We start from the raw sequence: 26,538 nt of genomic DNA, 5'->3' as shown, positions 1-26,538 counted from the left end.
CTTTTACTATCAAACCGGCACCGATTTCACCGTGAGAAGCAGCATGTTTTTATGAAGAGGAGGGATCACATTATGTCCGTTGATTTAACATCATCATCCGGTAATTCAGGATCGATACCAAAAACCGGCTGGCATGAGCTCATTCGAAAGGAAGATTGGTGGTCGGTCTGGATCGGCCTTTTTATCGTCTTACTGAGCATTTTATTCTGGCTATCCGGAAGTTCAATCAAGCTGCTGACCGCACAAATTCCTAAATGGAATCATTTTTCTTCTCTGGCAGGCGCGCTCTCGTCGCATGCGGGCTCAATCATTCTTTTATTCCTGACTTTTTTAATATTATTTTCATTAACAGCCTTCTTTCTGCACGAGAAAATCGGCCGGTTTGCCGCCGGCTTCACCCTGCTGTTCATCCTCAGCGTCCTGATCAATATTTTCAGTTCATGGAATTGGGCGCAGCAATACAATCTTGAAGCGCCGATCGTCGCACTTGTGCTCGGCCTGATCATCAGCAATTTGATCCCTGTGTCGGGATGGTTCTCGGCGGCGTTCAGAACCGAACTTTATGTCAAGGTCGGAATCGTCCTGCTTGGTGCGACGCTTCCCTTCACATTGATTTTCCAGGCAGGGCCTGTCGCCTTTATTCAGGCAACGATCATCGCTCTGGTCACTTTTTTCGTCATCTATTTTGTCGGGACAAAATGGCTCGGTCTGGATAAATATTTTGCCGCAACACTCGGCGTCGGGGGATCCGTGTGCGGCGTTTCCGCGGCCATCGCGGTCGGCGGAGCCATTAAGGCTAAAAAAGAACATGTGTCGATTTCCATCTCGCTTGTCGTGATCTGGGCCGTTGCGACTATTTTTCTGCTGACTCTGCTGGTTAAATGGCTGGGAATAGCTGCAGGGCCCGCAGGCGCCTGGATCGGCACATCGGAATTCGCCGATGCGGCCGGGATCACGGCTGCCAGTACATTCGGCGATCAGGCACTGACCTCGTTTACATTGATGAAAGTTATCGGCCGTGATATTTTTATCGGTATCTGGTGCTTCGTGCTTGCCTTCATTTCCGTCACTTACTGGGAACGAAAAAATTCCGGGACAAAAACCGACGCTTCGGAGATCTGGCGCCGTTTTCCGAAATTTGTGATCGGATTTTTTGCCGCTTCGGCCATTCTGACACTGATTATTGCAGGCGCCTCGCTTTCGGGGCGCAATGTGATCAATACGGATATCATCGCTCCGATTAAAGAATTCCGGACATGGGCCTTTACATTTACTTTCTTATCCATCGGCCTGACAACGCGCTTCAGAGAGCTGACCTCGTTTGGCTGGAAACCGTTTGCGGCCTTCAGTTCGGGCGCCGTTGTCAATATTGTACTCGGCTACGTCCTCTCTGTTCTGATTCTCAATTCGTATTGGTCGGCGTTATAATCTGTTCGAACGCGGACATAGATAGGCAATTTTTATCATGATCTTATTAATATTACGGCACAACCATTCGGGGAGATGTCTCCAATGAAGAAAAATCTGACATGCAAAGAAAGAGTCACCGTTATTTTCTATTATTTCCGGCGGCCGGAACCGAAAAATGTTGTCTCGCTGAATGGAAGGCGACATTTTTCCGGCGTAACCAGCGCCCGGCAAATAAGAGAACTGGCTGTCTTTCTGTCTCATCGCCTTGAAAAAATTGCCTGCATGACTGAACTTTTGCAGTCGGCGCATGATCAATGGCTCATTACCGCTAAAAAAGACAGAGTAATCATGGAGACGGAGTCATTTGAATCTCATCGGATTTCGGAATTATTGTCCGGACAGGGGTACAATGAGTCGGATTATGTTCTGAGGGTGGATTACGAAAGAAAATGGGGATTGCTGTGAAGTTTTCTTCTGCAGGCAGTCAATTGAAATAATTTTTTTACATGGAATCATAGTTAATTTTCAGCTCCCGGCCGAGCCGCCGGGAGCTGTTTTGCGAGCTGAAAACTTTACTTATCAGGCAATTTTTTGATTCACCTCATTCAAATTTCCGTTTTTAACTGCTCAGAGTTATTACTGGCTGCCGGGAAAAAACTGAGCTATACTTGAACTAATCTATCCGGACTGCACGGATGAAAGGGTTGCCGTTTTAAAGATCAGCGTTTTATAAAGGCTGTTAAACCAAGTTAACCGTGAGGAGAACTGATATTATGCCGATTAAAATACCTGAATTGCTTCCTGCCAGAGAAATTCTTGAAAAAGAAAATATTTTTGTCATGAATGAAGACCGGGCGGCACGTCAGGACATCCGTCCGCTAAACATATTGATTCTCAATCTGATGCCCGAGAAACAGAGAGAAGAGGCCCAGCTGCTTCGTCTGCTCGGCAATACACCGCTTCAAGTTAATATTTCTTTCATGCGGACGGCCACTCATGAATCGACGCACGCCAGTCATCTGCACATGGAACAATTTTATACGGTTTTCAGCAAAATCAGGAACAAAAAATACGACGGCTTGATTGTTACCGGAGCGCCGGTCGAGAAACTGTCCTTTGAAGCGGTTGATTATTGGCATGAGCTGGAGGAAATTATGGAATGGTCCAAGGCCTCCGTTACCTCAACTCTGTATATATGCTGGGGCGCCCAGGCGGCGCTTTATTACCATTTCGGTATCAATAAAGTACTTCTTCCGCATAAACTGTCCGGTGTATTCAGCCATACGCTGGCCGACCGGACGGAAAAACTGCTGCGCGGATTTGACGATGTTTATTTTGCGCCCCATTCCCGCTACACGGATATCGATCGCGCGGCACTTGCACGTCACCCGCAAGTTAAACTTCTTTCTTCTTCCGAAGAGGCCGGTCCCTTTATCATGCTGGCAAACGGCGGAAAACAGATTATGGTCACAGGCCATCTGGAGTATGACACGGGAACGCTGGCTTTGGAATATGAACGCGACACGAAGAAGAACATAAATCCGGATCTGCCTGAACATTACTTCCCCGGGGACGACCCTGCGCGACGGCCAGTGAACCGCTGGCGTTCACATGCCCATCTCCTCTTCTCAAACTGGCTGAATTATTATGTGTATCAGGAAACGCCCTATCGCTGGGAATGAAACCGGCGGGAATCTGCCCGGACATATTTCTTCGCAGACAGTTGTCCCAGCCGCCGGGAAAGTTCCTCTGAAAATATGATGGAGCAAGAAGCCGGGGCAAAGTCCGGATTGATCTCCACCGTTGAAATGAACAGAGCGCCCCCATCACCGGAAAACCCGGCCAGTGAGACGCCCTTTTTCATGTATACTTTCATTCGATATAGACTTTTTATTCAGGCCTTGCTGTTCAGCCATGCATGCCGGCTGTCGTTGATTGTTTCTCCGATGATCCTGACCACATGCTCCTCGACAACCGTTTTGGCCTGCTTGATCGCAGTGAACACCGCGTCGCTTTTGGCTGCGCCGTGTGCCTTGATAATCGGGGCGGCCAGGCCCATGAGCAGAGCACCTCCATAGGCGGAATAATCCATCCGCTTCTTAAGACCTTTCAGTTTTCCGTACATAAGCCCTGTCAGAATCTTTGAATAAAGCGAGCTTCCGAGTGTTTCTTTAAGAAGGGTCATGATCGACATGGCCGTTCCCTCAAGACTTTTCAGGACCAGGTTCCCGGAGAACCCGTCGGCAACGATCACATCGGCCGGCCCTTGAAGCAATTCGCGCGGTTCAACGTTGCCGATGAAGTTGATCGGCGCCTCACTCAGAAGCTGATAGGCTTTTTTTGTCAGTTCATTCCCTTTTCCCGGTTCTTCGCCGATATTCAGCAGACCGATACTCGGGTTAGAACGATGCAATACTTTTTCGGCATAGATTGAACCCATTGTGGCGTACTGAAGCATATTTTCAGGTTTTGTCTCTGCGTTTGCACCGACGTCGAGAAAGAGAAAGCCTTTATTTTCATGAATGGTAGGCAAAGTCGGAGCCAGTGCCGGACGATCAATGCCTTTAATTCGGCCGACACCGAAAAGGCCGGATGCCATCAGGGCACCTGTATTCCCCGCAGAGATAGCCGCTTCACAGCGTCCTTCCCGGACTTCCTGTACGGCAAGAACCATGGATGCCTGCTTCTTGCGGCGTACGGCCTGCACCGGCGCGTCCGTTCCTTCGATTTTTTCGGTTGTGTGCAGGATTTCTATCTGGCCTTGTTCACCGACAAGCGGTTCAAGCTTCTCTCTGTCACCAATGAGAACAAAATGCAAATCCGGGAATGCGTGCGCCGCTCTGATCACTCCTTCAACAATTGCTTCCGGTGCGTGATCTCCGCCCATTGCATCAATTGCTAATCTCATTTCTGTAGTCTCCTTTTCTAATGACGGACCAGCCGGTTGTGTCATCGAACCGTCCGGCCCCTTTTTACCGCGTGTCTTTCATACTCCTTGCAGACATACCCGACAATTTGTGCAGGCAAAGACATGACCGCCTTGCCTCAATACTTTAACACTAAATACGTTGACTGTCCAAGGAAGGTTTCAGAACTTTTTCAGATTGATCGTGCTTTCGGTCTGCTTTGCTCGGCGATCATGAAATATCGGACGGGCCGGCAGCGTAAAAAGCCGAGGCGGCCGTTCCTGTTTTGGGCCCGTCTTTTGATAAACAGTCATATTCTTACTGTGCCGGTCAAATTTTATTTGGACAGCGAGAACGCCTGCTTTATTTTTTTTACAATCGAACCGGACGTATAGGTAAGCACCGATCCTCTATAAAAGCGCAGGCTGAAAAGAAACAGGCAGATAATCGAAAAAGCGAGGATCAGAAGCGAAAGAAACGCTTGCCAGAGCCCCATATCCGTCGCGCCGATTCGCATCGGCATCAACATCGAAGACGTAAACGGTATATAGGAAAAAATCTGAACCAGCAGTGTATCCGGATTGTTCATTCCGCTGATCGCGACGAAGAAGCCGATCATCAGGATAAAGGTTACGGGCATCACCGACTGGCCGACATCCTGTACTTTGCTTACAAGAGATCCAAGGACTGCGCCGACCAGCGTGTACAGGATGCAGGCCAGTATAAAGAAAAGAAGCGAGAGAACAAGATAATAGGGAGAAATGGCTGAAAAGATATGAGTCATCATGTCCCAATATTTTCCACTATTTGAATAATAGGCTAAAATCAAGGCTGCCCCAATCAGAACCACAGTCTGGGTAAAGGCAAGGGCCAGGACTGCGGCAACCCTGGACAAGAGATGGATGGCCGGAGAAGCACTCGAAATGATGATTTCCATAATCCGCGAATCTTTCTCTGCTGCGATTTCTGAAGAAATAATTGACAGATACGATACGGCAAACAAATAAACAAGCAGGGCGATGCCGTAAGAAATAAATGAAGCCGTCGTTTTTTCCGAGCTTGTTTTTCCGCTGCTCCGGCTGTCAATAAGCTGTTGATTCAGGGTGACCTTTGCGGAAAGGATGCGCTGCGCCTGAGCCGTCGTCAGATGCATTTGCTGAATAATCAGTAGTTGATTGGCAGTCTGCACGTATTGTTCGAGCGTCTGCTGATCGTTCAGTTTCAGCGTGCTTTCCGAGCGGATCTGGGCGGCAAGCCGATCGTCTCCGCTTAAATTCAGCAGAAGAACGCCGTCCGCTTTCTGCTGCATCACTTCCTGATCGGCCTGTTTTACGCTGCCGGAAAAATGATTAAATTTAATGGTGCTTCCGCTTTGAAAAAGCGCTCCCGCATTCGCTCCGGTCTGATCGACGACGGTGATCTTCATCGGTTGACTGCCCGGAGAGAACCAGCTGCTGACGGTCGGCCACATGAAAATGGCGGCAAGTGCCAGAAGCATAATGATTGTCGTAATCAGAAAGGATTTAGCTTTCAGCTTGCTGGAATAGGACTGAAAAAAAAGGACGGAAAATTTAGACACGGACGCTGCCTACCTTTCGCTTAAAGATCTCTTCCAGGGACAGATAATCAAGGCTGAACCGTTCGATGAATCCGTTCTTTGTCACAAGCCGGAAGATCTCTTTCGCATTTTCTTCGTCTGACAGCAGCAGCCGGAAACAGTCTTTTTCCCGGATTACTGAGACGACGCCCGGCATCCCGGACAGTAATTGTTCGGAAAATGGGCCGCGCAAAGTCAGGTTAATTTTTCCAAACTGCGCCTTCAAGTCGCGGATTGCTCCGGTAAAAAGCGATTCTCCGCGTTTCAGAAGGCAGAGATGATCACAAAGCTCTTCCACATGATCCATACGATGGCTGGAAAAAATGATCGTTGCGCCCCGCTCCTTCAAGTCGATAATCGCTTCTTTCAGCAGGCCGGCATTGACCGGATCGAGACCGCTGAACGGCTCGTCCAGGATCAGGAGGGACGGCTTATGAATCAGGCTGGCAATCAGCTGTACCTTCTGCTGATTGCCCTTTGATAATGTTTCGGTCAGTACATTCCGCTTGTCGGCAAGCCCGAAACGTTCCAGCCAGGCCTCGGTTTCTTTCTTAAGTTCTGCCTTCCCTTTCCCGCGCAGTCTTCCGAAAAAAATTAACTGCTCTTCAACGGGCATTTTTGGATACATGCCGCGCTCTTCAGGAAGATAACCAATCATGTCTCTGTTCAGCGCATGGACCGGTTCTCCGTTCCACTTGATTTTTCCGCTTGTCGGGGCCAGCAGGTTCAGAATCATCCTGAAGGTCGTTGTTTTTCCGGCCCCATTCTGACCGATCAGCCCGAAAATTTCGCCGCTGTCCGCTACAAAACTGAGATCTTTTACTGCAGTGAAGTTCTGAAATTTCTTGGTCAGGCAATCCGCCTCAAGTGTCATCCTCTTCCCCCTTTTTTGATAATCTTATGTTTTTTGCTAAAGCAGGCGATTCCGGCTGTTAAAGTTTTCAATTGATCACTATTTAAATTTTAACACGAGTCTTTTCATGATTAAGTGAACGTTTGGTAAATAGACGATTTAAACGTAAAAAAAACCGGAGTGAAGAGCCGATCTCTCTTCACTCCGGCCTGCTTCCGTCCGGAAAAAATTATTTTGGGTATACCGGTGTGCAGGATTCCGCATACTTCGGATTCCGGCCCGTTGTAAGCCCGAAGAAAAGATCCTTGATCTGTTTACAAACTTCGCCTTCGTGCCCGGTTCCGATCGTTCTGTGATCGACTTCGACGATCGGAGTCACTTCCATCGCAGTGCCGCTGAAGAATACTTCGTCGGCGACATAGAGTTCGGATCTTGATATACTCCGCTCGACAACATCCAGGCCCAGATCTTCCCCGGCCAGCTTCATGACCAGTTCGCGGGTGATACCTTCAAGGATGTTATCTGACGGCGGCGGCGTGATCAGCTTGCCCTTCTTAAAGATAAAGATATTTTCACCGGATCCTTCACAGACCTTGTCGCCGTCCGTCAGGAAAACAGCTTCGTCAAATCCGGCACGCTTCGTTTCGAGTGCGGCGAGTGCGGAGTTCATATAAGCGGCAGTTGCTTTCGTGCGCGGCGGCAGCTGATTGTTCGACAGGCGTCTCCAGGAAGTGACGCCGACGCTCAGTTCGGGCCTGCCGGCATATTTATTGAGCGGCTGCGTATAAATAACAACCTTGACGTCACTGCTGTCCAGCGTCGGCCCGATGTCCTGAGCATCATTGTAGACAATCGGCCGGATATAGGTCGTCTGGCGGCAGTTGTTCTTCTTCAGCAGTTCCACTGTTCCGCGACAGAGATCATCGACTGTCAAATCGAAGTTCAGATTAACGGTCTTTGCCGATTGTTTGAGCCTTTCATAATGTTCTTTAAGCTTAAAACCGTAAAGCTGTTCTTTCTCTTCGTCCCAATAGGCCCGGATGCCTTCGAAAACGCCAAGGCCGTAATTGAACGCCTTGCTGCGGACGCTGATTTTCACATCGTCCTCTTTACTCAACTGACCCTGAAAATAAACATAGTTTTCTGACATGCAAACTCCTCCTCGTTTTCTGTTTATTGCAAAGAAGCCGGGCCGGCCTGAAAAAGAAAATGCCTTCGAGATAGTCACAGCCAATCCATCGTTTTGCGGTTATCATCCGTTTTTATGTAATTGACGAACCCGGCAACATCTGCTTCTTTTTTTTTGTAATTTCTATAATAGCACAAAATTACAGTTAATTTACATGAATTCATAAATTATAGAATGTTTTAATCGGCATACCGCGGCCGAGCCCCGTCAGAAGTCTTTTACGGGACCCTCTCTGCCGCCGTTTACTCGATCAGGCCGCCGGCTTTCATCGTCCCTCTGATACTCTGTACCGTGGCTTTCAGTTTAGCCAGTTCGTCTTCATCCAGCGGGACGGCCAGCCGTTTTTCGACGCCTTGACGTCCGACGACGCATGGCAGGCTCAGTGCCACGTCTTTCAATCCGTATTCTCCGTTCAAAGTTGTCGACACCGGAAAAATGCGGTGTTCATCAAGCATAACGGCCTTCGCAAGCGTGCATGCCGCCATGGCTACGCCTGAATTGGTCCACCCTTTCAGATGAAGAATGTCGAAACCGGTTTCAACAACCTTCTGCGCAATCTGCTCTTTCTCAAGCGGTGTATCGGGTGCAAAATAATCGTCCAGCCGGCCGGTGCCGATTCCTTCGATATTCAGCAGGCTCCAGGCGGGGAAAGCCGTGCTTCCGTGCTCGCCGAGCATATAGCCGTGAACGCTTTTCGGATCGACACCGTATTTATTGGCGATAATTTTTCTGAAACGTGCGGAATCCAGGCAGGTCCCGGTGCCGAAAATACGGTTTTTCGGATAGTCAAAAAAGTTCTGTGCCAGGTAAACCATTGAATCCAGCGGATTCGTGATAAAAATAATGATTGCATCTTTGGTATGGGCGCTGATCCCTGTCATAACTTCGCGAATGACGGCAACGTTTTTTCCGATCAGCGTGCCGCGGTCCTGATAGTTTGCATCCTTCTGCACGCTCGGCCCGGCCGCGACAATAATCACATCGGCATCTGTACACGTGTCATAGTCCGCTGCATACAATTCCGTATTCGGACAGTACGTGAATGGCGTAATATGGCTTCCGTCCAGCGCCTCCCCCTTCGCTTTTTCTTTGTCCTGATCAATAACGGCAATCTCAGCGAAGAGATTAAGCGCCAGCGCATCGGTGAGAACTTGTGAACCGACATGTCCGACACCGATAATGACTAATTTGTTATTCTTCATCCTTTTTCGCCTCTAATCTTTATTTTATTTTATAATAACACAAAAAATGGCATTTTTTCACACTAGTTCAGCAATTTGTTATTATCAAATATCCGGGACGGGCCCTTCTTAAGATCCTGCTCCCGCCGTTTTTCTTGTTTCCAATTTGTGATAAAATGATGAAATGATAGAACAGTTGAGTGAATCAAAGTTTGCATGGAAAGGATTTAACAACGATGCCAATTGATTATCGAACGGATTCCGGCACCCTTCCGACAGAAGAAATGAGACAGGCCATGTACAATGCCCGGCTGGGGGACGACTATTACGGAGAAGATCCGAGTGTCAATCTGCTTGAAAAGACAGCTGCGGAAATGCTGGGGAAAGAAGCGGCCATTCTGACTACGACAGCGACGCTGGGCAATCAGCTGGCCCTTCTGAGCCAGAGTCGCGAAGGGTCCGATATTTGGGTTGAAAAAATGTCGCATATTGCGACGCATGACTACACTGCGTTTCTGCTGCCGGACAGACGATTCCATACTTATGAAGCCCATAACGGCCGTTCGGTCAGGGATGACGATCTGGCTGCGGCAAAGAAGGGGACGCAGCCTTTATTTTGTATTGAAAATACGCACAATCGGCATGGCGGTACTATTCTGCCGCTTTCCGAAATGAAAAGGATCCATGATCAGATTGGACAGGCTGCGGGCTGCGTCCATCTTGACGGTTCACGGCTGTTCAATGCCTCCGTCGCAACCGGTGTTCCCATAAATGATTTTGCTGCCTGCGCCGATACGGTCGTCCTCTGTCTCTGCAAGGGACTCAGTGCTCCTGCAGGAGCAGTCCTGGCGGGTTCGCGTGAGACGATACGCCGGGCACGGAGATGGCGGGCTAAAATGGGGGCTGCCATGCCGCAGGCCGGGATCATTGCCGCACCTGCCTATGTCGCCCTGAAAAAAATGATTCTGCGGCTCGCCCAGGACCATCTGCTGGCAAAACAACTGGCTGCAGGGCTTGCCGAACTTCCGGGTTTGTTTGTCGATCTTTCCCTGGTTGAAACGAATATTGTTCTCGTCCATCCGGCGCACTCCTTAAAAACGGCCGGACAAATCCGTGATGAGCTCGGGCAGGCCGGGATTCTTGTCCTGCTGCTTGACGGCGAAACCATTCGTTTTGTGATCGACAGGAATATCGCTCCGCAGGATCTGCCGATCACGCTGGAAGTCATGCAGTCGATCTTGAAGTCCAACTAACCCTTTGTCACCCGGCCCGCCGCGAACAGCAGAAGGGCCGTTTTGTTACGTTCGGCTCCGTTTTGCGCAGGGAGCCGGTCAGCGATCTTTCCTTCCTGACAGGAAGCTGTAAGGCGGGAGCGCCGTGCCGCTTGCCAGCAAACTACCGACGAGCGGCTTTATTTTGCCCTCGCCGGTCTGATCGTCGAGCGCCTCCAGGTCGATCGTCTGCCGGGTCGGAGTTGCGTTGAAAATCATCACGGTGTAGGCCTCTTCCGAGCGGAAACGAATGAAGCCGAACAGCCCTCTGATTGAAAAAGGGAAATAGTCGCCCACTCGAAGATTCTCGTCACTCCTGCGGCACTGTATCGCTGAACGGAAGATATCCTGAATGTTTACGTTTTCTCTTCCCCATGGAAAAAAGCGCCGGTTTTCCGGATCCTTTCTCCCATAAAGGCCTGCTTCGTCTCCATAGTAAACACAGGGGACCCCGGGAAGGGTCATGAGCAGCTGAACCGCCAGCCGCAATTTGTTTTCATCGCCGCCCAGCACGGTGAGAATGCGTTCCGTATCATGGGTTCCGATATTGTTCATGTTGGCGTGAAAAGCCTCAGGCGGGTAATTCGACTTCAACGTCAGGCTGGCCCGGACCGCCTGCCCCGCCGTTGTCGATTGATTGAGGAGGCCGATAATGAGCAGACGGAACGGATAGTTCATGACTCCCTGCAGCATGCCTCCTTCCAGATAATGGCGCCTTTTTCCGTAAGCGATCTTATTCGAAGCATCTTCCCATACTTCGCCGATCAGAACTTTGCGCTCCGTTTTATTGGAGTGGCTGTCAAGCGCTTTGCGGATTCCGGCAATGAAATCGTCCGGCAGCTCATCGGCAACATCCAGCCGCCAGCCGCCGATGCCCGTTTGGGTCCAGCGATGAATGACACTCTGGTCGGATTGATAGATAAAGTTGCGGTACGACGTATTATTTTTATCCACGGCCGGCAGGTCTTTAATATTCCACCAGCAGTCATAGTCATCCGGGAAGTGGTAAAAAGTGAACCAGTCGAAGTAAGGCGAGCCGGTGTCATTATAGGCTCCCCCTTCTTCGTAGGTTTTGAAACGATTGAAGTAGATGCTGTCGGCACCGACGTGATTGAAAACGCCGTCGAGAATAATATGCATACCCAGGCCTTGTGCCTTTGCAATCAATTTCTGAAATGCTTCTTTGCTTCCGAACATCGGATCGATTTTCCCGTAGTCGGCCGTATCATATTTATGGTTGCTTCTCGCTTCAAAGATCGGGCTCAGATAAAGCACAGTGACCCCAAGCGCATGCAGATACGGGAGTTTATCCGTAATCCCTTTCAGATTCCCGCCGAAAAAATCCCACCGTGTAATGTTTCCTTCTTTGTCACGGATATAGTAAGGATCATCCTCCTCCGTTGCGTAAAGAAATGAATTCTTTTTGGGAGAGTAGACGGCATGATGACGGTTGCCGTTGTTGAAGCGGTCGACAAAAATCTGATAAACAACCCCGTGCAGATACCAGCAGGGGGCCGGATCCGGATGGTCGTAGCAAGTGATCTGGTATTGCTCGACTACGGCCGGATCATAAACGATCCGGCCCCGGCCGCCGAAATTATCGCCGGCCTTGCCGTAAAAAACCGTTTTTCTGCCGGAGCGGCCGTCATCACCGTCAATTTTAAAATGGTAGAAATAAAGGCCGCTTTTCTTTTCCGTCACAAATTTCAATTTATAAAGGCGGGCATCCTCGCCGCTTGGAAACATTTCAAGTTCCTGAAAAGAGTCGCCGTCCTTCTGAATGACCAGATCGACACGCCATATTTTTGCCAGATCGACGGCTATCGAAAAATAGACGCTTTTCCCAGCCTGAACGGCGCCAAAGGGTCGTCGGTACTTCTCAGACCAGGAATTGAAATAAATTGACGGCAGACTCATATCCACGTTCCTTCTTCCTCATTAGAAAGTGACTCAATTTCTCCCGGCAGGTCTTTTTTCTGCAGAGAGGCCCCTCTTCATCCGGAAAGCGGTGATCTGTCAGACCCGCCTTGCCTTCGCCGTGACATCCCAAATATCGTTTGCATATTGCAGCACCGTATAATCCGATGAAAAGACGCCGGCATCCGCGATATTAATCAGGGCCATTCTCTGCCATCTGAGCGGATCGCGGTAGAGACGGTCTATTTTCTCCTGTGCCAGAACATACGCGTCAAAATCTTTCAGAACGAAATATTCATCCCCATAGCGGACAAGAGAATCAAAGATGTCTTTTCCTTCTGCATCAATGCCGGGAATGGTTCCATCAATCAGTGCATCGAGCACGCGATGAAGGACAGGATTGTGATCATAATAGCTCTTTGAATGATAAGAGCCATTATGATAATATTCGTAAACTTCCTCTTCCTTCAGCCCGAAAATAATGATGTTATCCTCCCCTACGCGGTCGCGGATCTCCACATTGGCTCCGTCCAGAGTCGCCAGCGTGACGGCACCGTTCAGCATCAGTTTCATGTTGCTTGTTCCCGATGCTTCTTTGGAGGCCAGGGAAATCTGCTCGCTGACGTCTGCCGCCGGAATGATCCGCTCAGCAAGGGAAACCCCGTAGTTTTCTACGAAAACAATTTTCAGTTTATCCCGGACGTCGGGATCCTTGTTAATCAGAGAAGCGACGGAGTTGATTAATTTAATGATCTCTTTGGCATAGGTATAGCTCGGTGCCGCCTTCGCACCGAAGATGAACACCCGCGGATAAAAGTCTGCCGCCGGATTATCTTTCAGCTTAACGTAGAGGCTCAATATATGAAGCAGATTAAGCAGCTGTCTTTTATAAGCATGGAGCCGCTTGATCTGTACATCGAAAATGGCTCTCGGATTGACGGTCAGGCCCATGTTCTGCTCTACATAGGCCGCGAACCGTTCTTTATTGATTTGTTTGATGCTCGCCAGATCACGCAGCGTCGCCTCGTCATTGCGGAAAGCCTTGAGCATTTTCAGTTCGGTCGGCATCGTTTCCCAATCGCTGCCGATCTTGCTGTCGATCATCCGGCGCAGCGGCTCATTGGCAAGCATCAGCCAGCGGCGTTGTGTGATGCCGTTCGTTTTATTATTGAAACGCGACGGATACATCAGGAAAAAATCATGCAGCACCTTTTCTTTAAGAATGGCTGTATGCAGTTTGGCAACGCCGTTGATACTATGGCTCCCGATAATGGCAAGATGAGCCATTTTCACGTGTCCGCCTTCAATGATCCGCGTCCGCTCAATGATTTCTTTCTCATACAGCGCACTCATTTTCATGACATAACGGCGGTCGATTTCACAGATGATCTGATAAATTCTCGGGAGCAGCGTGCTGATCATGTCGATCGGCCATTTTTCCAGAGCCTCCGACATGATTGTATGATTGGTATAACTCATGACATTGACGGTCACATTCCACGCGTGTTCCCAGTCCATATGCTCTTCGTCCAGCAGAATCCGCATCAGTTCGGGAACGCACAGTGCCGGATGTGTGTCGTTGATATGAATGGAGACCTTCTCTGCCAGGCGGTTCATGTGCACATTCATTTTCCGGAAATAGCGGACAATACTCTGTACGCCGGCGGATACGAAAAAATACTCCTGTTTCAGACGAAGCAGACGTCCTTCAAAGTTGGAATCATCCGGATAAAGGACTTCCGATATGCTTTCGATCCGGTTTCTCTGCTGGATGTAAGACCAGTAATCGCCGCTTTCGTCCTGGGGAGGCATCTCGGCCGACCAAAGCCTTAATGTATTGACCGTTTCATTTTTATAACCGATGACAGGAGAATCGTATGGCACCGCCAGCACTTTACTTTCATTTTCATAGTGAGGGATAAGGTAGCCTTCCGGGCATTTTTCGAGCCAGACACGGCCGTAAAAATTGACCGTTACCGCCATATTCGTTCGGCGGATTTCCCATACATTCCCATTCTGAAGCCAATTTTCCGGCAGCTCGACTTGATAGCCGTTGACGAATTTTTGCTTGAAGAGACCGTACTTAAAACGGATGCCGTTGCCGTGGCCCGGTATTTCACAGGTCGCCATCGAATCAATAAAGCAGGCGGCGAGCCGGCCCAGACCGCCGTTGCCGAGTCCCGGATCCGATTCGAGTCCGGCGATCGTTTCCAGATCGATTCCCAGTTCTTTCAAGCCTGAACGCACCGTATCCAGAATGCCGAGATTCAGTAAATTGCTCTTCAGCATCCGGCCGAGCAGAAACTCCATCGAAAAATAATAGATCTGTTTTTGTTTTCGATTCAGATAATGCTGATTGGTCCGGCTCCAGTTTTTCGCCGAATAGGAGCGAACCAGATTTCCTAATGTGAAATATTGTTCGGCCGGATCCGAATGCGGAATATCCATCGAATAAAGTTCTGTAAGCATCCGCTTGAAATCTTCTTTGAATCTTCTTTTTGACAGTTCCATTCGTCTACCATCCTTAATTCTCAATTCCTTCCGATCAGGTAAAGTTTGCTGTGGGGAAACGGTGAATCGCCGGTACCGGCTCAGTCAGCCAGTTTCATAGAATCCAGTATGTCCGGAACTGTGAGGGATTATAAGCATTATTCACGGACAGGAATTAAACTTCCAGTTCGTTCCCGTGAAAATGGGAAACGCCCTTTAAAACCTGCTCACCTTCTTCAGAAATACGGCTGATCACCGAATTTTTCTCGATGACGATCGGCTTATCCTTCGTTCCGATCAGTTTCGTGTTCGGTTCGATTCTCACTTGCTTATCCAGAACCACATAGCGCAGTTCCGCATTGCTTCCGATGTAACTGCCTTGAAGGATGATCGAACTGTCCACCACCGCTTTTTGTTCGATCGTCACGTTTCGAAAAATAACAGAATGGGCTACTTCCCCCTTCATCATGCATCCGTTGGCGACGAGCGAATCGCTGACATGCGAGGTACGGGCATAAAAAGTCGGTGCCTCATTCTTCACTTTTGTATGAATATTTTGGTTTCCCTTCAGAAGAGCCGTCATATTTGCTTCCTGAAGCATGTCGATATTGGCATCGTAATAAGACTTTACGGAATTGATGCTTTTTAAATATCCCGTATATTCAAATCCGTTCGTCGGCAGTTTGATAATAGCCCGATGCAGGACGTCGTTTAAATTGCAGTGCTCATTCTCGGCGACGGCATTCCGGATCAGTCTGATTAATAGTGTGCTTTTCATCAGATAGATTTCCATATTGACCAGCGCCTTGTTTTCTTTCATTTGAAGAGAACAGGATTTCAGCCCCCTGACCAGCCCGTCATCCCCGATCGTCATGCAGGAAATCTGCTGATCGTCTTTGGACAGATGATCGACAGATTTATAGACGACCGTGATATCCGCTCCCTGCTCAATATGGCTTCGGAGAACGGCTTTCACATCGACATTGCAAAGCATCCTCGTGCCCATCACGACTGTATAGTCCGCTTCCGATTTCTCGATGAACTCGATGTTTTTAAAATAGTTGTAGATATCCCCTTCCGTCCCCAAACCGGTTCCGCGATCTTCGGAAGGCGCGGAGAAGAAGAAAAGGCCGCCGTGGACACTGTCAAGTCCCCACTCCCTTCCGCTGCGCACGTGATCATAGACGGAGCGCAGGCTGTTGTCCTTGAGAAATACGCCGACCGTTTCGACGCCCGCCGTCGACAGATTCGTCAGCGGAAAATCGATCAGACGGTATCTGCAGGCAAAGGGGAGCGCTGCTACGGGACGAAAAAGCGTCAGAGGATTGGTCGCCAGTCTGGATTCGGTTAAATTAAGAATACCGCAAATTTTATTTATCCTCATCATCATTCAGCCCCCCAACTACTTCGTTATAACCGACCACTTCAATCTCCCGGTCGCCGATAATCTGAGCATTATCCGCAAATACGGCCCGTTCGCCAACAATCGCCCGTTCAATCGTGACATTTTTGCCGATGATCGTGTTTGCCATCACAATGGAGTCTCTGACTACACTGTTCGCTCCGATTTTCACATTTTGCGAAATGACCGAATGGTCGACATCGCCGGCAATGTAGCATCCGTCAACGATCAGTGATTCTCTGACCGTCGCGTTGCCGGTGAGATAATGAGGGGGGGCAACCGGATTTTTCGAATAGATGCGCCATGATTTATCGCGGATCTGCAGCTCATGATCGGGATCGATGAAAGCCATGTTTGCTTCCCACAGGCTCTCAATCGTACCGACGTCTTTCCAGTAGCCGCCAAAAGCATAGGCGAAAACATTCTCTCCGTTTGCCAGAAAAGAAGGGATCACATTTTTTCCGAAGTCATCCATGTTTTGTCCGGTCGCGTGGCTTTCCGTCAGATAACGGCGGAGCACTTCCCAGGTAAAAATATAAATGCCCATCGAGGCCAGATTGCTTTTCGGTTCTGCCGGCTTTTCTTCAAAATCAATAATTCTGTCGGTATTATCCGTATTCATGATGCCGAAACGTGATGCCTCTTCATAAGGAACATGGATCACGGCGACAGTCGCCGTTGCCTTTTTCTTTTTATGGAAATCAAGCATATGTTCATAATCCATCTTGTATATATGATCGCCTGACAGAATCAGCAGATAAGTCGGATTATTGCTGTCAATGTAACTGATATTCTGATAAATTGCATGAGCGGTTCCCTCGAACCACTTTTCACCGTCAAGGCTCGAATGGGGCTGCAGAATGGTAACCCCGCCGTCTTTGTGGTCCAGGCCCCAATGTGAGCCATTGCCGATATGGCTGTTTAATTCGAGAGGCTGATACTGTGTTACCACGCCGACTGTGCGGATACCGGAATTTGAGCAATTGCTCAGGGAAAAATCAATGATCCGGTATTTTCCGCCGAACGGAACCGCCGGTTTTGCGATCGTCCGCGTCAGTTTGCCCAGCCGCGAACCCTGTCCTCCGGCCAAAATCATCGCGATTATCTCGTTTTTCATCATGCTTTGGAAAAAGAATGGAGGACCATCCCTTTCCATCCACCTCCTTTGCTTGTAGAAATTGCCTGATGGCCTGCAGCCGGCCGTGATGCCTGTCAATTTGTGAATCTCCAAGAAAGAAAAAGAAAGATAATGTGTTCTCATTGATGGATGTAAAGCGGAACAGCCTTTTAAAGGGTCACCGACAGTGAAAATCGTCGCTGAAGGAGCTGCGACTGAGAAAAATGTCTTATTATGGCATTTGAGAAACCGTTTTCAGCCGATTGTCACTCCCCCGCTTTTATTTCGAAAAAACCGCCGCAGGTCTGAATCCGGCGGTTCGGAACAGCCCCCCATAATCAATCGCTCATTTTGGGAAACATCGTTTTTATGAGCGATAATGCCACCCGTTTCGCCAGAAAAAGCGATCGGGATTTTATAAATTTGAGAATTGTTTTCCTTTCATGTTTATTATATAACAAATTATCTGTTTTTCGGATGTTTTCGAGGCCATGTTTCTGAAAATTAACAGATTAGAAATGAGCATTCTCATGATCTCAACTGAATCCTGAAAGCCGGTTAAATCAAGGAATGATACAGATCGCGATAAGCCGCTGCAGATGTTTCCCATCCGAAATTAAGCCGAAGCGCGCGGTCGGCCAGCTGCACCCATTTGTCGGGCTGTTCACGGTAAAAGTGTAAGGCCCTCTGGACTGTAAAAAGCATGTCGTGGGCATTATAATTCGTAAAACTGAATCCGTACCCTTCGCCGTTAAATTCGTTGTACGGAATGACTGTATCTTTCAGGCCGCCCGTTTCTCTGACGACCGGGAGGCTTCCATATCTGAGTGCGAGCAACTGGCTGATCCCGCACGGTTCAAACTTTGAAGGCATCAGAAAGAGATCGCTGGCGGCGTATATTTTTCTGGCAAGCCCGTCGTCAAAATAGATATTGGCCGAAACCTGTTCCGGAAAGCGGGCGGCTAATTCCCGGAACGCAGATTCATAGTGCTGCTCTCCCGTCCCGAGAAGGACGAACTGAATATTAAGGCCGATCAGTTCGTAGAAGACACGCAGAACAAGATCGATCCCTTTTTGTTCAGCGAGTCGCGTAATCATCGCAATCATCGGGACTTCTTCATTGCTGCGCAGGCCGAGCCGCTCCTGCAGGCAGCGTTTGTTTTTCCTTTTGCCGCCGGCCGTATGATATTGAAAGTAAAGCTGACGATCCGTCCCGGGATCATACAGTTTTCGATCAATGCCGTTGACGATGCCGCGGAGATCATGGCTTCTCCGTCTGAGAAATCCGTCCAGATGCTCACCGTAAAAAGGCAGCTGAATTTCTTCCGCATAGGTCCTGCTCACCGTTGTCAGGACATCCGCATACGCCAGCCCGGCTTTCATATAACTGACTTTGCCGTAGAATTCAAGACTGTCGGAATTAAAATAGCGGTCATCAAGATCAAGAAGATCGGAAAGAACGGATTTTGGGAAAATACCTTGATATTTTAAGTTATGAATGGTAAATACAGTGCGGATCTTCTGATAAAACGATCGGTCGCCGTAATGACTTTTCAGGAGGACGCCGATCAGTCCGGTCTGCCAGTCGTGACAGTGTATGATATCGGGCCGCTCAGCCAGAAAAGGAAGAACTTCGAGTACGGCTCTTGAGAAGAAGGCAAAGCGTTCGCCGTCGTCAAAGTAGCCGTAGCATCCATGCCTTTTAAAATAGTATTCATTATCGAGAAAATAATAACGGATTCCGTCTTCTTCAAAACTTTCAATGCCGCAGTACTGTTTTCTCCAGCCGACCGGGACAGTCATATGGCGGATACGGGTCAGCCTGTTTCGAAATTCAGCGGCGATATCTTCGTATTTTGGCAGAATAACGCTGACGTGAACACCTTCTGCTTTCAGTGCTTTCGGCAGAGCACCGACCACGTCTCCAAGTCCCCCGGTCTTGACAAAAGGAGCACATTCCGAGGCAGCGAACAGCACATTCATTTCTTTCTCCCCTTCCCCATTCCTTAACGGCTCTTTATCTTTCCAGGATCATTTCAAGCGGCGGACGGCCGCACTCCGTTTTTTCGTTTCTTTCATAAAAATGGTTATTCCTAAAGGCGGGACTGTGATTTCCGCACTGAATTTCTGATTATGATAAGGCTTCGGAACCGACTGAACCGCTTTTCCATTCAGCTGCCCGGATCCTCCGTACGGCTTCGCATCGCTGTTCAGCATTTCTAGATAGCTGCCTGCTGCGGGCATGCCGATTCGGAAACGGTGATAGACGACCGGTGTGAAATTGCAGACAATCACGCAATAATCCCCCTTTCTCTTTCCTTTCCTGATAAAACTGATAATACTTTGTTCCGCATCATCCGGATCGATCCATTCAAATCCTTCGCGCTCATGATCAAGACGCCAGAGGCAGGACGTGTTCAGATAGAAACGGTTAAGCTCGGAAGCATAGCGAAGAAATGCGCGGTGCGTGTCAAAACCAAGCAAATTCCAGTCCAGCTGTTCCAGGTCTTTCCACTCATCGAATTGTGCGAATTCCGAGCCCATGAAAAGGAGCTTCTTGCCCGGATGCGTTATAAAATAGCCGTAGAGCACTCGCAGATTGGCAAACCTCTGCCATTCGTCTCCGGGCATTTTATTCAGCAATGACCGTTTCCCGTATACGAGTTCGTCATGAGAAAAAGGCAGAACAAAGTTTTCAGAAAACGCATAGAGCATCGAAAAAGTGATCAGCCGGTGATGGCTGTGCCGCTCGGCAGGATCAAACTTCATATAGTTCAGGATGTCGTGTACCCACCCCATATTCCATTTATAATTAAACCCGAGGCCGCCGTCTTCCACAGGTGAAGATACGAGCGGAAAATCGGTGGCCTCTTCGGCGATCATCAGCGCCTTGGGAAACTTGTCGAAAACGGCCGTATTCAGCTTTTTCAAAAAGGCGATCGCCTCCAGATTTTCATCGCCGCCGTTCTTATTTTTCAACTCAAAAGGCAGATCGTGGTTGTGATTCAAATAAATCATTGACGAAACCGCATCAATCCGGAAACCTTCGACATGATAAACATCCATCCAGAAACGGGCGTTGGAAATCAGGAAACTGACGACTTCGTTTTTGCTGAAATCAAAATTGTATGTTCCCCATTGCGGCCGATCGGCCAGTTTCGGATCGGCGGGTTCATAGAGAGGTGTTCCATCGAAATGGCCGAGCCCGTGCGTGTCCCTGCAGAAGTGAGCCGGCGTCCAGTCAAGGATGACGCCGATGCCGTGCTCATGGCACGTATCGACAAAATACATAAAATCTTCCGGGCTGCCGAAGCGGCTGGTCGGCGCAAAATAGCCGGTGATCTGGTAGCCCCATGAACGATCGTAAGGATGCTCCATAATCGGCATTAATTCAATATGATTGAACCCGTTTTTTTTGATATACGGAATCAGTTCATCCGCCAGTTCGCGATATGTCGGGAGCCGGCCGCCCTGTTTCTTTTTCCAGGAGCCGAGATGGCATTCATAAATGATCATCGGACGATGGTAGCTGTCCTCTTTGTCCCGTTTTTTAATCCATTTGCCGTCCTGCCATTCATGCCGGTCCAGCCTGCAGGTCAGTGAAGCCGTCGACGGCCTTGTTTCTGCATAAAAGGCATAAGGATCGGCTTTTAATAGAGTCGAGCCGGCCGCTGTCCGAATCGCGTATTTATAGCGCTCCCCCTCAGTGATATCTGCGATAAAGGCTGTCCAGACGCCGGACCGGCCGACGCGGTCCAGCGGGTTTTTCCCCTCCTCCCAATTATTGAAGTCCCCGACGACAGACACATTCCCGGCATTAGGCGCCCAGACAGTGAAACGGAAACCTTTGCGATCTTCCAAAGTTTCAAAATGCGCACCGAACGTTTTGTATCCTTCATACAATGTGCCTTCGTGAAACAGATACAGATCAAGATCACTCGGATACTGCTGCGGAACATTTTCGATGGTTAGCATGGTTTCACGTCCTTTACACTTGTTAATTATTTAATTCTACGAAATCGACGCAATTCCTTCAGAATAATCAGTCAAAATATGTAAAATTTTAAATAATTTTTGGAGAAAAGTGTCTCCCGCTCCTTTCCGATCCTTTTTCATAAAATGCTGCGGGACCGTCTGATACATCGTCTTGCTCAAAGCGCTTCTCATTTTATTTTAAATCCTGTTCAAAACTTACTCAATAAAAAAAAGATTTCCAATTTCTATTCTAATAGGAAATCTTTTTTTCGACTTTTTTCTATCTGAAGGCGTCCCGGTTTTCTTTATCCGCCAATCAATTGCCCGACCTGATTTGCGAAGGCTCCGAAATTTGTTTTTCAATATTGCCAAGCACACTGTGCCGGTAGCCGTAGCTGAAATAAATGACCATCCCGATGGCAAACCAGATGAGAAATCCGATCCAGGTAATTTTAGACAGATTGATCATTAAATAACCGCAGGTAAGAACGGCAAGTGCCGGAATAACCGGAACAAACGGTACCCTGAAATTCCGTTTGATATCCGGACGGGTATGCCGCAAAACGATGACGCCGAGCGAGACAACGATAAAAGCGAACAAAGTTCCGATATTGGTCAGCTCTGCCAGCTGGTTGAGCGGAATAACGGCTGAAAACACGGTTGCCATCAGCCAGGTCAGGATAATGCTGCGCGTCGGCGTTTTCGCCTTATCCGTCAGTTTTGAGATTCCTTTCGGCAGCAGTCCGTCGCGGCTGATGGCAAAGAACAGGCGGGTCTGTCCATACATCATGACAAAGAGTACGGTTGTTATGCCCAAAATCGCCCCCAGGGAAACAAAACCCGCTGCCCAGTTCTGGTGGACAAAACGAAGAGCGAAGGCCACCGGATCGCCGACGTTCAGTTTTGTATAAGGAATCATACCGGTCAGAACGGCCGAGACGGCTATGTAAAGCACCATACAGACGGCCAGAGAAGAAAGAATGCCGATCGGCATATCGCGCTGCGGGTTTCTGACTTCTTCCGAGGCGGACGACACGGCGTCAAAACCGATATAGGCTAGAAAAGCGGTTGCCGCGCCCTGCACCACCCCGTTGAATCCGAACGGCATAAACGGGGACCAGTTCGACGGCCTGACATAAAAAACACCGACAACGATGAACAGCAGCACGACGGCGATTTTGATGATGACCATGATGTCGTTAATACGGCTGGATTCCTTGACGCCTGTCAGTAATACGGCGGAAAGCAGGAAGACAATGGCGACCGCCATTAGGTCGACGTAGGATCCCTTGGCAGGATTATAGGCACCGCTGAACAAAGCCGGAAGCTGAAGATCAAATCCTCTGAGCAGTTCCTGAAAATAGGCCGACCAGCCGCTGGCAACGACTGAGCAGGCGAGACCGTACTCCAGGATCAGATCCCAGCCGAGAATCCAGGCAATTAACTCTCCAAACGTTGTGTAGCTGTACGTATAAGCGCTTCCCGATGCCGGGATCATCGAGGCAAATTCCGAATAGCAAAGCGCAGCAAAAGCACAGGCAAGTCCTGAAAAAATAAAAGATAAAATAATAGCCGGGCCGGCGCTGTTTGCTGCAACAACGCCCGTGAGAACGAAAATGCCCGTTCCGATCACGGCTCCGATGCCGAGCATGGTTAAATCAAACGCTCCCAACGCTTTTTGGAGGCCTTTTTTGCCGTTTGCCTGCTGCATCATGTAATCCATAGACTTTTTTCTGAACAGTTCCATTTTAAAATCTCCTTCTGAATAAAAACACAATTAACCCATCCAAATGCGAGGAAGCCATCTATCACTGTTTGCTTTTTAAAGCAACAGTGAATTTTCTGATTTTAATTGCCGCACCTCATTTCGTTTTGATTGATTCGCTTCCCTGTGTTGTATTTGTCATTCTACATAAAACGACTTTTTTTGTAAAGAGAATATTAATTTTAAAACGCCTTTCGAATAGATTAAATAGATCAAGAGCGCCGGAACGCGGCAATTTCTTTCATTTTTTTGATTCCGAATATTTTTTTAAAACAGGGCCGAAAAACAATCGCAGATTTTTCAGATAATATATTGCCCGGCAGGCGGCAGCGCCGTTCAGAACGGTGCTGCCGCCAAAGACAAGTATTTCTATCCGCGCTGTTCCCCCGTTTTTTATTGCCGCTTTCCAGTTCAAAAAATCGGACATATTATCGTCGCATTGCAGTGCTCTGCCGTTATAGATAATTTACCCGGAAAAAATCGTACCTGTCCCCCCGCGGTCCGGAGAAGAAACGGTTTATTGGAGAACGGCATGAAATCCCCAGGTCAGTTCGTTCCGTCAAACAAATCTTCCTGCATTTCCCAATGACTGCGGACAAGATCGTGTCCGACCATCCTCATTCCCAGAATCCTGACTTTTTCAATAAAGGTTTTCGGCACGCCGTGATAGGCTGCCTCGTCTATTGAAAAAAGGAGCGGAGCGCCGCATTGAATTTCCGCCAGTTTTCGTGACAGATGAAAATTATGAAGATCCGCGGCTATCTTTTTCTTCTGGCCGGCCGGAAGCAGATCAAGATGATCAAGCAGTGCATCCATACTGCCGAACTGTCTGATTAATTTCAATGCCGTTTTCTCGCCGATGCCGCGGACGCCGGGATATCCGTCGCTCGGGTCCCCCATCAGCGCTTTCACGTCAACAAACTGATGCGGCGAGATTCCGAATTTTTCGAAGAACAAACGTTCCGAATAACTGCGATAATGGCCGTAGCCTTTTTGCAGGAGATGGACATCGATATGGCGGTCCAGCAGTTGCAGAAGGTCGCGGTCGCCGGTAAGGATTGAAACGTCGGCATCGGCCTGCACGCTCTTGGCAATCGTACCGATACAGTCGTCCGCCTCAAAACCTTCCAGACCGACATTCGGAATTTTGAAAGCTCCGGTCATCTCCCTGGCCAGATCGAACTGCGGGACCATTTCGGCAGGCGGTGCCGTCCTGTTGGCCTTATATCCGGCAAAAAGATCATGCCTGAATGTTTTTTTCCCCATGTCCCAGCAGACGGCTACATGTGTCGGTTTCCAGCTCTCAAGCGCGAGAAGCAAATGGCGCAGAAAACCCTGCACGCCGTTTGTCGGGACCCCTTTCTCATTGATCATCAATTGGCCGCTCGGCGCTGTCGCATAATATGCTCTGAAAAGCAGTGCCATTCCGTCGACAAGCAACAATTTTGCTCTTTGCGTCAAACAATCTCCCCATTTCTTTTCGCTCTTTCGTTATTATAGCACGATCGTGAGTGAAAAGCGGGAAGCCGTCAAGCCCGCTGAATGTCAGGCGGGAGTGCGCGGAATCCGGCGAAACGAAGCTGCCTGTTCCGCGGCACCTGCCGGCTATTTTCCTCTTTTTTAAGTTGCGGTTTTTGGTCCAAAGATGCCGCATACTTCCGGGGAACGGCTCGGTTCTTCAACTTTTCAGCGGCGCTGCGCTGCTACCGTTTATTTATCTTTCTGCGGTTTCAAAACGGCCTTAAAAGCGTTATGATGAATTCGTATGCCGGCCTTTCTCACAATGTGTCCGCCATTTTTCCTCTTGGATTCAAAAAAGAGGGCCGTTTCGTTCTGCCCGCTGAACGGCAGGCATCGACCGGAACTGCGCATCTGTGTCCGGCAGATAATACTGCCTAAGCGGCTTTATAGAGAAATAGAGAAAAGGGGAATCCGATGAACGACCGAGAATTATTCCATATCCATCAATTGCACTACAAAGATGTTCTGAAGATTGACGATCTGTCGATCCCGTCCGCTGTTATTACCTGCATCGTCGGAGAGAGCGGAAGCGGGAAAACGACGCTGCTCAAATTGCTGAACCATCTGATCAGCCCGGATTCCGGTGAGATTATAATAGAGGGCCGGCCGGTTTTTGAATGGAATCCGCTTGAACTTCGCCGTGAGATTGTCATGATGGCCCAGACGCCGGTCATGTTCGGAGGGACAGTAAGGGATGATCTTCTGGTCGGGCTGCGTTTCTCGGAGAAGCCCGGCGTTGCGGATGCCCGTTTGAAAAAGATCCTTCATGATGTGCATCTGGACAAAGCGCTGGATGCGGAAAGCGATTCACTCTCCGGCGGCGAAAAGCAGCGCCTTTCTCTCGCAAGAATCCTGCTTCTGGATCCGCCGGTTCTCCTCCTGGACGAACCGTCATCCGCCCTGGACGAAGAAACCACGCGGTTCATCATGAAAAAGCTGGCCGGATTTGTGAAAAGCAACAAAAAAACACTGGTCATGATCACACATTCTACAGCCGTTGTCAGGGAGTTTGCCGATCACGTCATCGAAATAAATAACGGACAGGTTGTCAGGGAGAGTGAGCCTATTGAGCAGCGGTGATCTCACACTTGGGCAGCTTGTTTCCGCTTATATTTTTATTCTGATTTTATTAATCATTGTCAAGGTCAAAGGGATTCAGCGAGAAAGGGAAATATTGATCTCTTCGATCCGCATGACGGTTCAGCTGATGATTGTCGGTTACGTCCTGGCCTACATCTTCGGCAATGCCCGTCCTGTTTTCACGATCCTGATTCTTGCTTTTATGCTTGTTTTTTCTATTTACAACATTTATCAACGGGCCAAGCTGCCGCTCAGCAGCGGACTGAAGAAGAAAATCGCCCTATCGATGGCTGTCGGAGTCATCGCGACCCTGACCTATTTTATTCTCGTCACCCTGAACGTGAAACCTTGGTTTAACCCAAGATATGTCATTCCGATCGCCGGCATGATTATCGGAAACACGATGACCGGGGTCTCGCTCGGAGTCAATACGCTGCTCGACGGGATGCATACCAAAAAACAGATGGTAGAATCGGCGCTCATGCTCGGGGCCAGACCAAGCGAAGCCTCGCGTCCGATCATCAATCAGGCTTTCGACAGTGCGATGCTGCCGACGATCAACTCGATGGTCGGCATGGGGATTGTGTTTCTTCCGGGGATGATGACCGGCCAGATCATCGGCGGTGCGTCGCCGCTTCAGGCCATACGTTATCAGATTGCCGTCATGCTCGGCATTGTCGGCGGTGCGTCGCTCACCGTTCTGTTGTTCGTCCAGATCGGCTATAAGGCCTTTTTCAACAATCGGAGCCAGCTTCGCGAGCGTGAGCCATAACCCCCTTTTATAATCGAAAGAGGCTGTCTCAAAAGGTCAGTCTGTAGTGAAAAACGAGAGGGACATTTTTTCCCTCTCGTTTTTCGCTCATC

19 protein-coding genes are annotated in these 26,538 nt (G+C 49.0%); 6 read left to right on the top strand and 13 right to left on the bottom strand.

The window, feature by feature from the left end:
* The first annotated feature begins 72 nt into the window (after positions 1 to 72).
* The 3 genes from Q6A92_RS08130 (at position 73) to metA (ending at position 3,092) form a co-directional block, all read left to right on the top strand.
* Complete coding sequence (locus tag Q6A92_RS08130) at positions 73 to 1,428, top strand: YeiH family protein (protein WP_274399437.1); 1,356 nt, start codon at positions 73 to 75, stop codon at positions 1,426 to 1,428.
* A gap of 84 nt (positions 1,429 to 1,512) precedes the next feature.
* Entirely contained in the window at positions 1,513 to 1,875 is a 363-nt protein-coding gene (locus Q6A92_RS08125; RefSeq protein ID WP_274399436.1) for a hypothetical protein, read from the top strand.
* 308 nt (positions 1,876 to 2,183) lie between these two features.
* Positions 2,184 to 3,092, top strand: coding sequence for a homoserine O-acetyltransferase MetA (gene metA / locus Q6A92_RS08120; protein WP_332237650.1), 909 nt, complete (start codon positions 2,184 to 2,186; stop codon positions 3,090 to 3,092).
* Between the two features lie 212 nt (positions 3,093 to 3,304).
* On the opposite strand, the gene plsX is transcribed toward metA, so the two are convergent.
* The 5 genes from plsX to Q6A92_RS08095 all read right to left on the bottom strand — a co-directional run bounded on the left by plsX (position 3,305) and on the right by Q6A92_RS08095 (position 9,157).
* Positions 3,305 to 4,318, bottom strand: a complete 1,014-nt coding sequence (plsX, locus tag Q6A92_RS08115; RefSeq protein WP_274399433.1) for a phosphate acyltransferase PlsX — start codon at positions 4,316 to 4,318, stop codon at positions 3,305 to 3,307.
* A gap of 335 nt (positions 4,319 to 4,653) precedes the next feature.
* A complete protein-coding gene (locus Q6A92_RS08110; RefSeq protein WP_274399432.1) occupies positions 4,654 to 5,895 on the bottom strand; it encodes an ABC transporter permease in 1,242 nt (413 codons plus the stop codon).
* Entirely contained in the window at positions 5,888 to 6,787 is a 900-nt protein-coding gene (locus tag Q6A92_RS08105; protein ID WP_274399431.1) for an ABC transporter ATP-binding protein, read from the bottom strand. Before Q6A92_RS08105 ends, Q6A92_RS08110 begins: the two co-directional genes overlap by 8 nt.
* 208 nt (positions 6,788 to 6,995) lie before the next feature.
* Positions 6,996 to 7,916: a branched-chain amino acid transaminase gene (locus Q6A92_RS08100; protein ID WP_274399429.1), complete on the bottom strand. Its 921-nt coding sequence runs from the start codon at positions 7,914 to 7,916 to the stop codon at positions 6,996 to 6,998.
* 281 nt (positions 7,917 to 8,197) lie between these two features.
* A complete protein-coding gene (locus Q6A92_RS08095) occupies positions 8,198 to 9,157 on the bottom strand; it encodes an L-lactate dehydrogenase (protein ID WP_332237648.1) in 960 nt (319 codons plus the stop codon).
* 215 nt (positions 9,158 to 9,372) lie between these two features.
* Between Q6A92_RS08095 and Q6A92_RS08090 the strand changes: the two genes are divergently transcribed.
* Positions 9,373 to 10,389 (top strand): GntG family PLP-dependent aldolase, encoded by a 1,017-nt coding sequence (locus Q6A92_RS08090; protein ID WP_332237646.1) that lies wholly within the window; start codon positions 9,373 to 9,375, stop codon positions 10,387 to 10,389.
* Positions 10,390 to 10,467: 78 nt separating this feature from the next.
* Here Q6A92_RS08090 and Q6A92_RS08085 read toward each other — a convergent pair whose 3' ends face one another.
* From Q6A92_RS08085 to Q6A92_RS08050, 8 genes are all read right to left on the bottom strand, one after another.
* Positions 10,468 to 12,324, bottom strand: coding sequence for a glycoside hydrolase family 13 protein (locus tag Q6A92_RS08085; protein WP_332237645.1), 1,857 nt, complete (start codon positions 12,322 to 12,324; stop codon positions 10,468 to 10,470).
* Positions 12,325 to 12,423: 99 nt separating this feature from the next.
* Positions 12,424 to 14,835 (bottom strand): glycogen/starch/alpha-glucan phosphorylase, encoded by a 2,412-nt coding sequence (locus tag Q6A92_RS08080; RefSeq protein WP_332237644.1) that lies wholly within the window; start codon positions 14,833 to 14,835, stop codon positions 12,424 to 12,426.
* A gap of 154 nt (positions 14,836 to 14,989) precedes the next feature.
* Positions 14,990 to 16,201, bottom strand: a complete 1,212-nt coding sequence (gene glgD / locus Q6A92_RS08075) for a glucose-1-phosphate adenylyltransferase subunit GlgD (RefSeq protein ID WP_274399420.1) — start codon at positions 16,199 to 16,201, stop codon at positions 14,990 to 14,992.
* Positions 16,185 to 17,333, bottom strand: a complete 1,149-nt coding sequence (locus Q6A92_RS08070) for a glucose-1-phosphate adenylyltransferase (RefSeq protein WP_332237692.1) — start codon at positions 17,331 to 17,333, stop codon at positions 16,185 to 16,187. Before Q6A92_RS08070 ends, glgD begins: the two co-directional genes overlap by 17 nt.
* Before the next feature lie 558 nt (positions 17,334 to 17,891).
* A complete protein-coding gene (gene glgA / locus Q6A92_RS08065) occupies positions 17,892 to 19,316 on the bottom strand; it encodes a glycogen synthase GlgA (protein ID WP_274399417.1) in 1,425 nt (474 codons plus the stop codon).
* A 48-nt stretch (positions 19,317 to 19,364) separates the two neighbouring features.
* Entirely contained in the window at positions 19,365 to 21,308 is a 1,944-nt protein-coding gene (glgB, locus tag Q6A92_RS08060) for a 1,4-alpha-glucan branching protein GlgB (protein WP_274399416.1), read from the bottom strand.
* Between the two features lie 316 nt (positions 21,309 to 21,624).
* A complete protein-coding gene (locus Q6A92_RS08055) occupies positions 21,625 to 23,055 on the bottom strand; it encodes an amino acid permease (protein WP_332237641.1) in 1,431 nt (476 codons plus the stop codon).
* A 564-nt stretch (positions 23,056 to 23,619) separates the two neighbouring features.
* On the bottom strand, positions 23,620 to 24,534 hold the full coding sequence (locus tag Q6A92_RS08050; RefSeq protein ID WP_274399414.1) for a 5'-3' exonuclease: 915 nt from the start codon (positions 24,532 to 24,534) through the stop codon (positions 23,620 to 23,622).
* Between the two features lie 474 nt (positions 24,535 to 25,008).
* Here Q6A92_RS08050 and Q6A92_RS08045 point away from each other — a divergent pair, with 474 nt between their 5' ends.
* Together Q6A92_RS08045 and Q6A92_RS08040 are read left to right on the top strand one after the other, a co-directional pair.
* A complete protein-coding gene (locus Q6A92_RS08045; RefSeq protein ID WP_332237640.1) occupies positions 25,009 to 25,674 on the top strand; it encodes an ABC transporter ATP-binding protein in 666 nt (221 codons plus the stop codon).
* Positions 25,661 to 26,446: an ABC transporter permease gene (locus tag Q6A92_RS08040; protein ID WP_332237639.1), complete on the top strand. Its 786-nt coding sequence runs from the start codon at positions 25,661 to 25,663 to the stop codon at positions 26,444 to 26,446. The genes Q6A92_RS08045 and Q6A92_RS08040 overlap by 14 nt, the downstream gene beginning before the upstream one ends.
* Positions 26,447 to 26,538 lie beyond the last annotated feature (92 nt).

The sequence above is a fragment of the Sporolactobacillus sp. KGMB 08714 genome, assembly GCF_036598985.1.
Lineage (GTDB): Bacteria > Bacillota > Bacilli > Bacillales > Sporolactobacillaceae > Sporolactobacillus.
The sequence above is the reverse complement of the archived record's forward strand: the minus strand, read 5'-3'. Positions and strand labels throughout refer to the sequence as shown.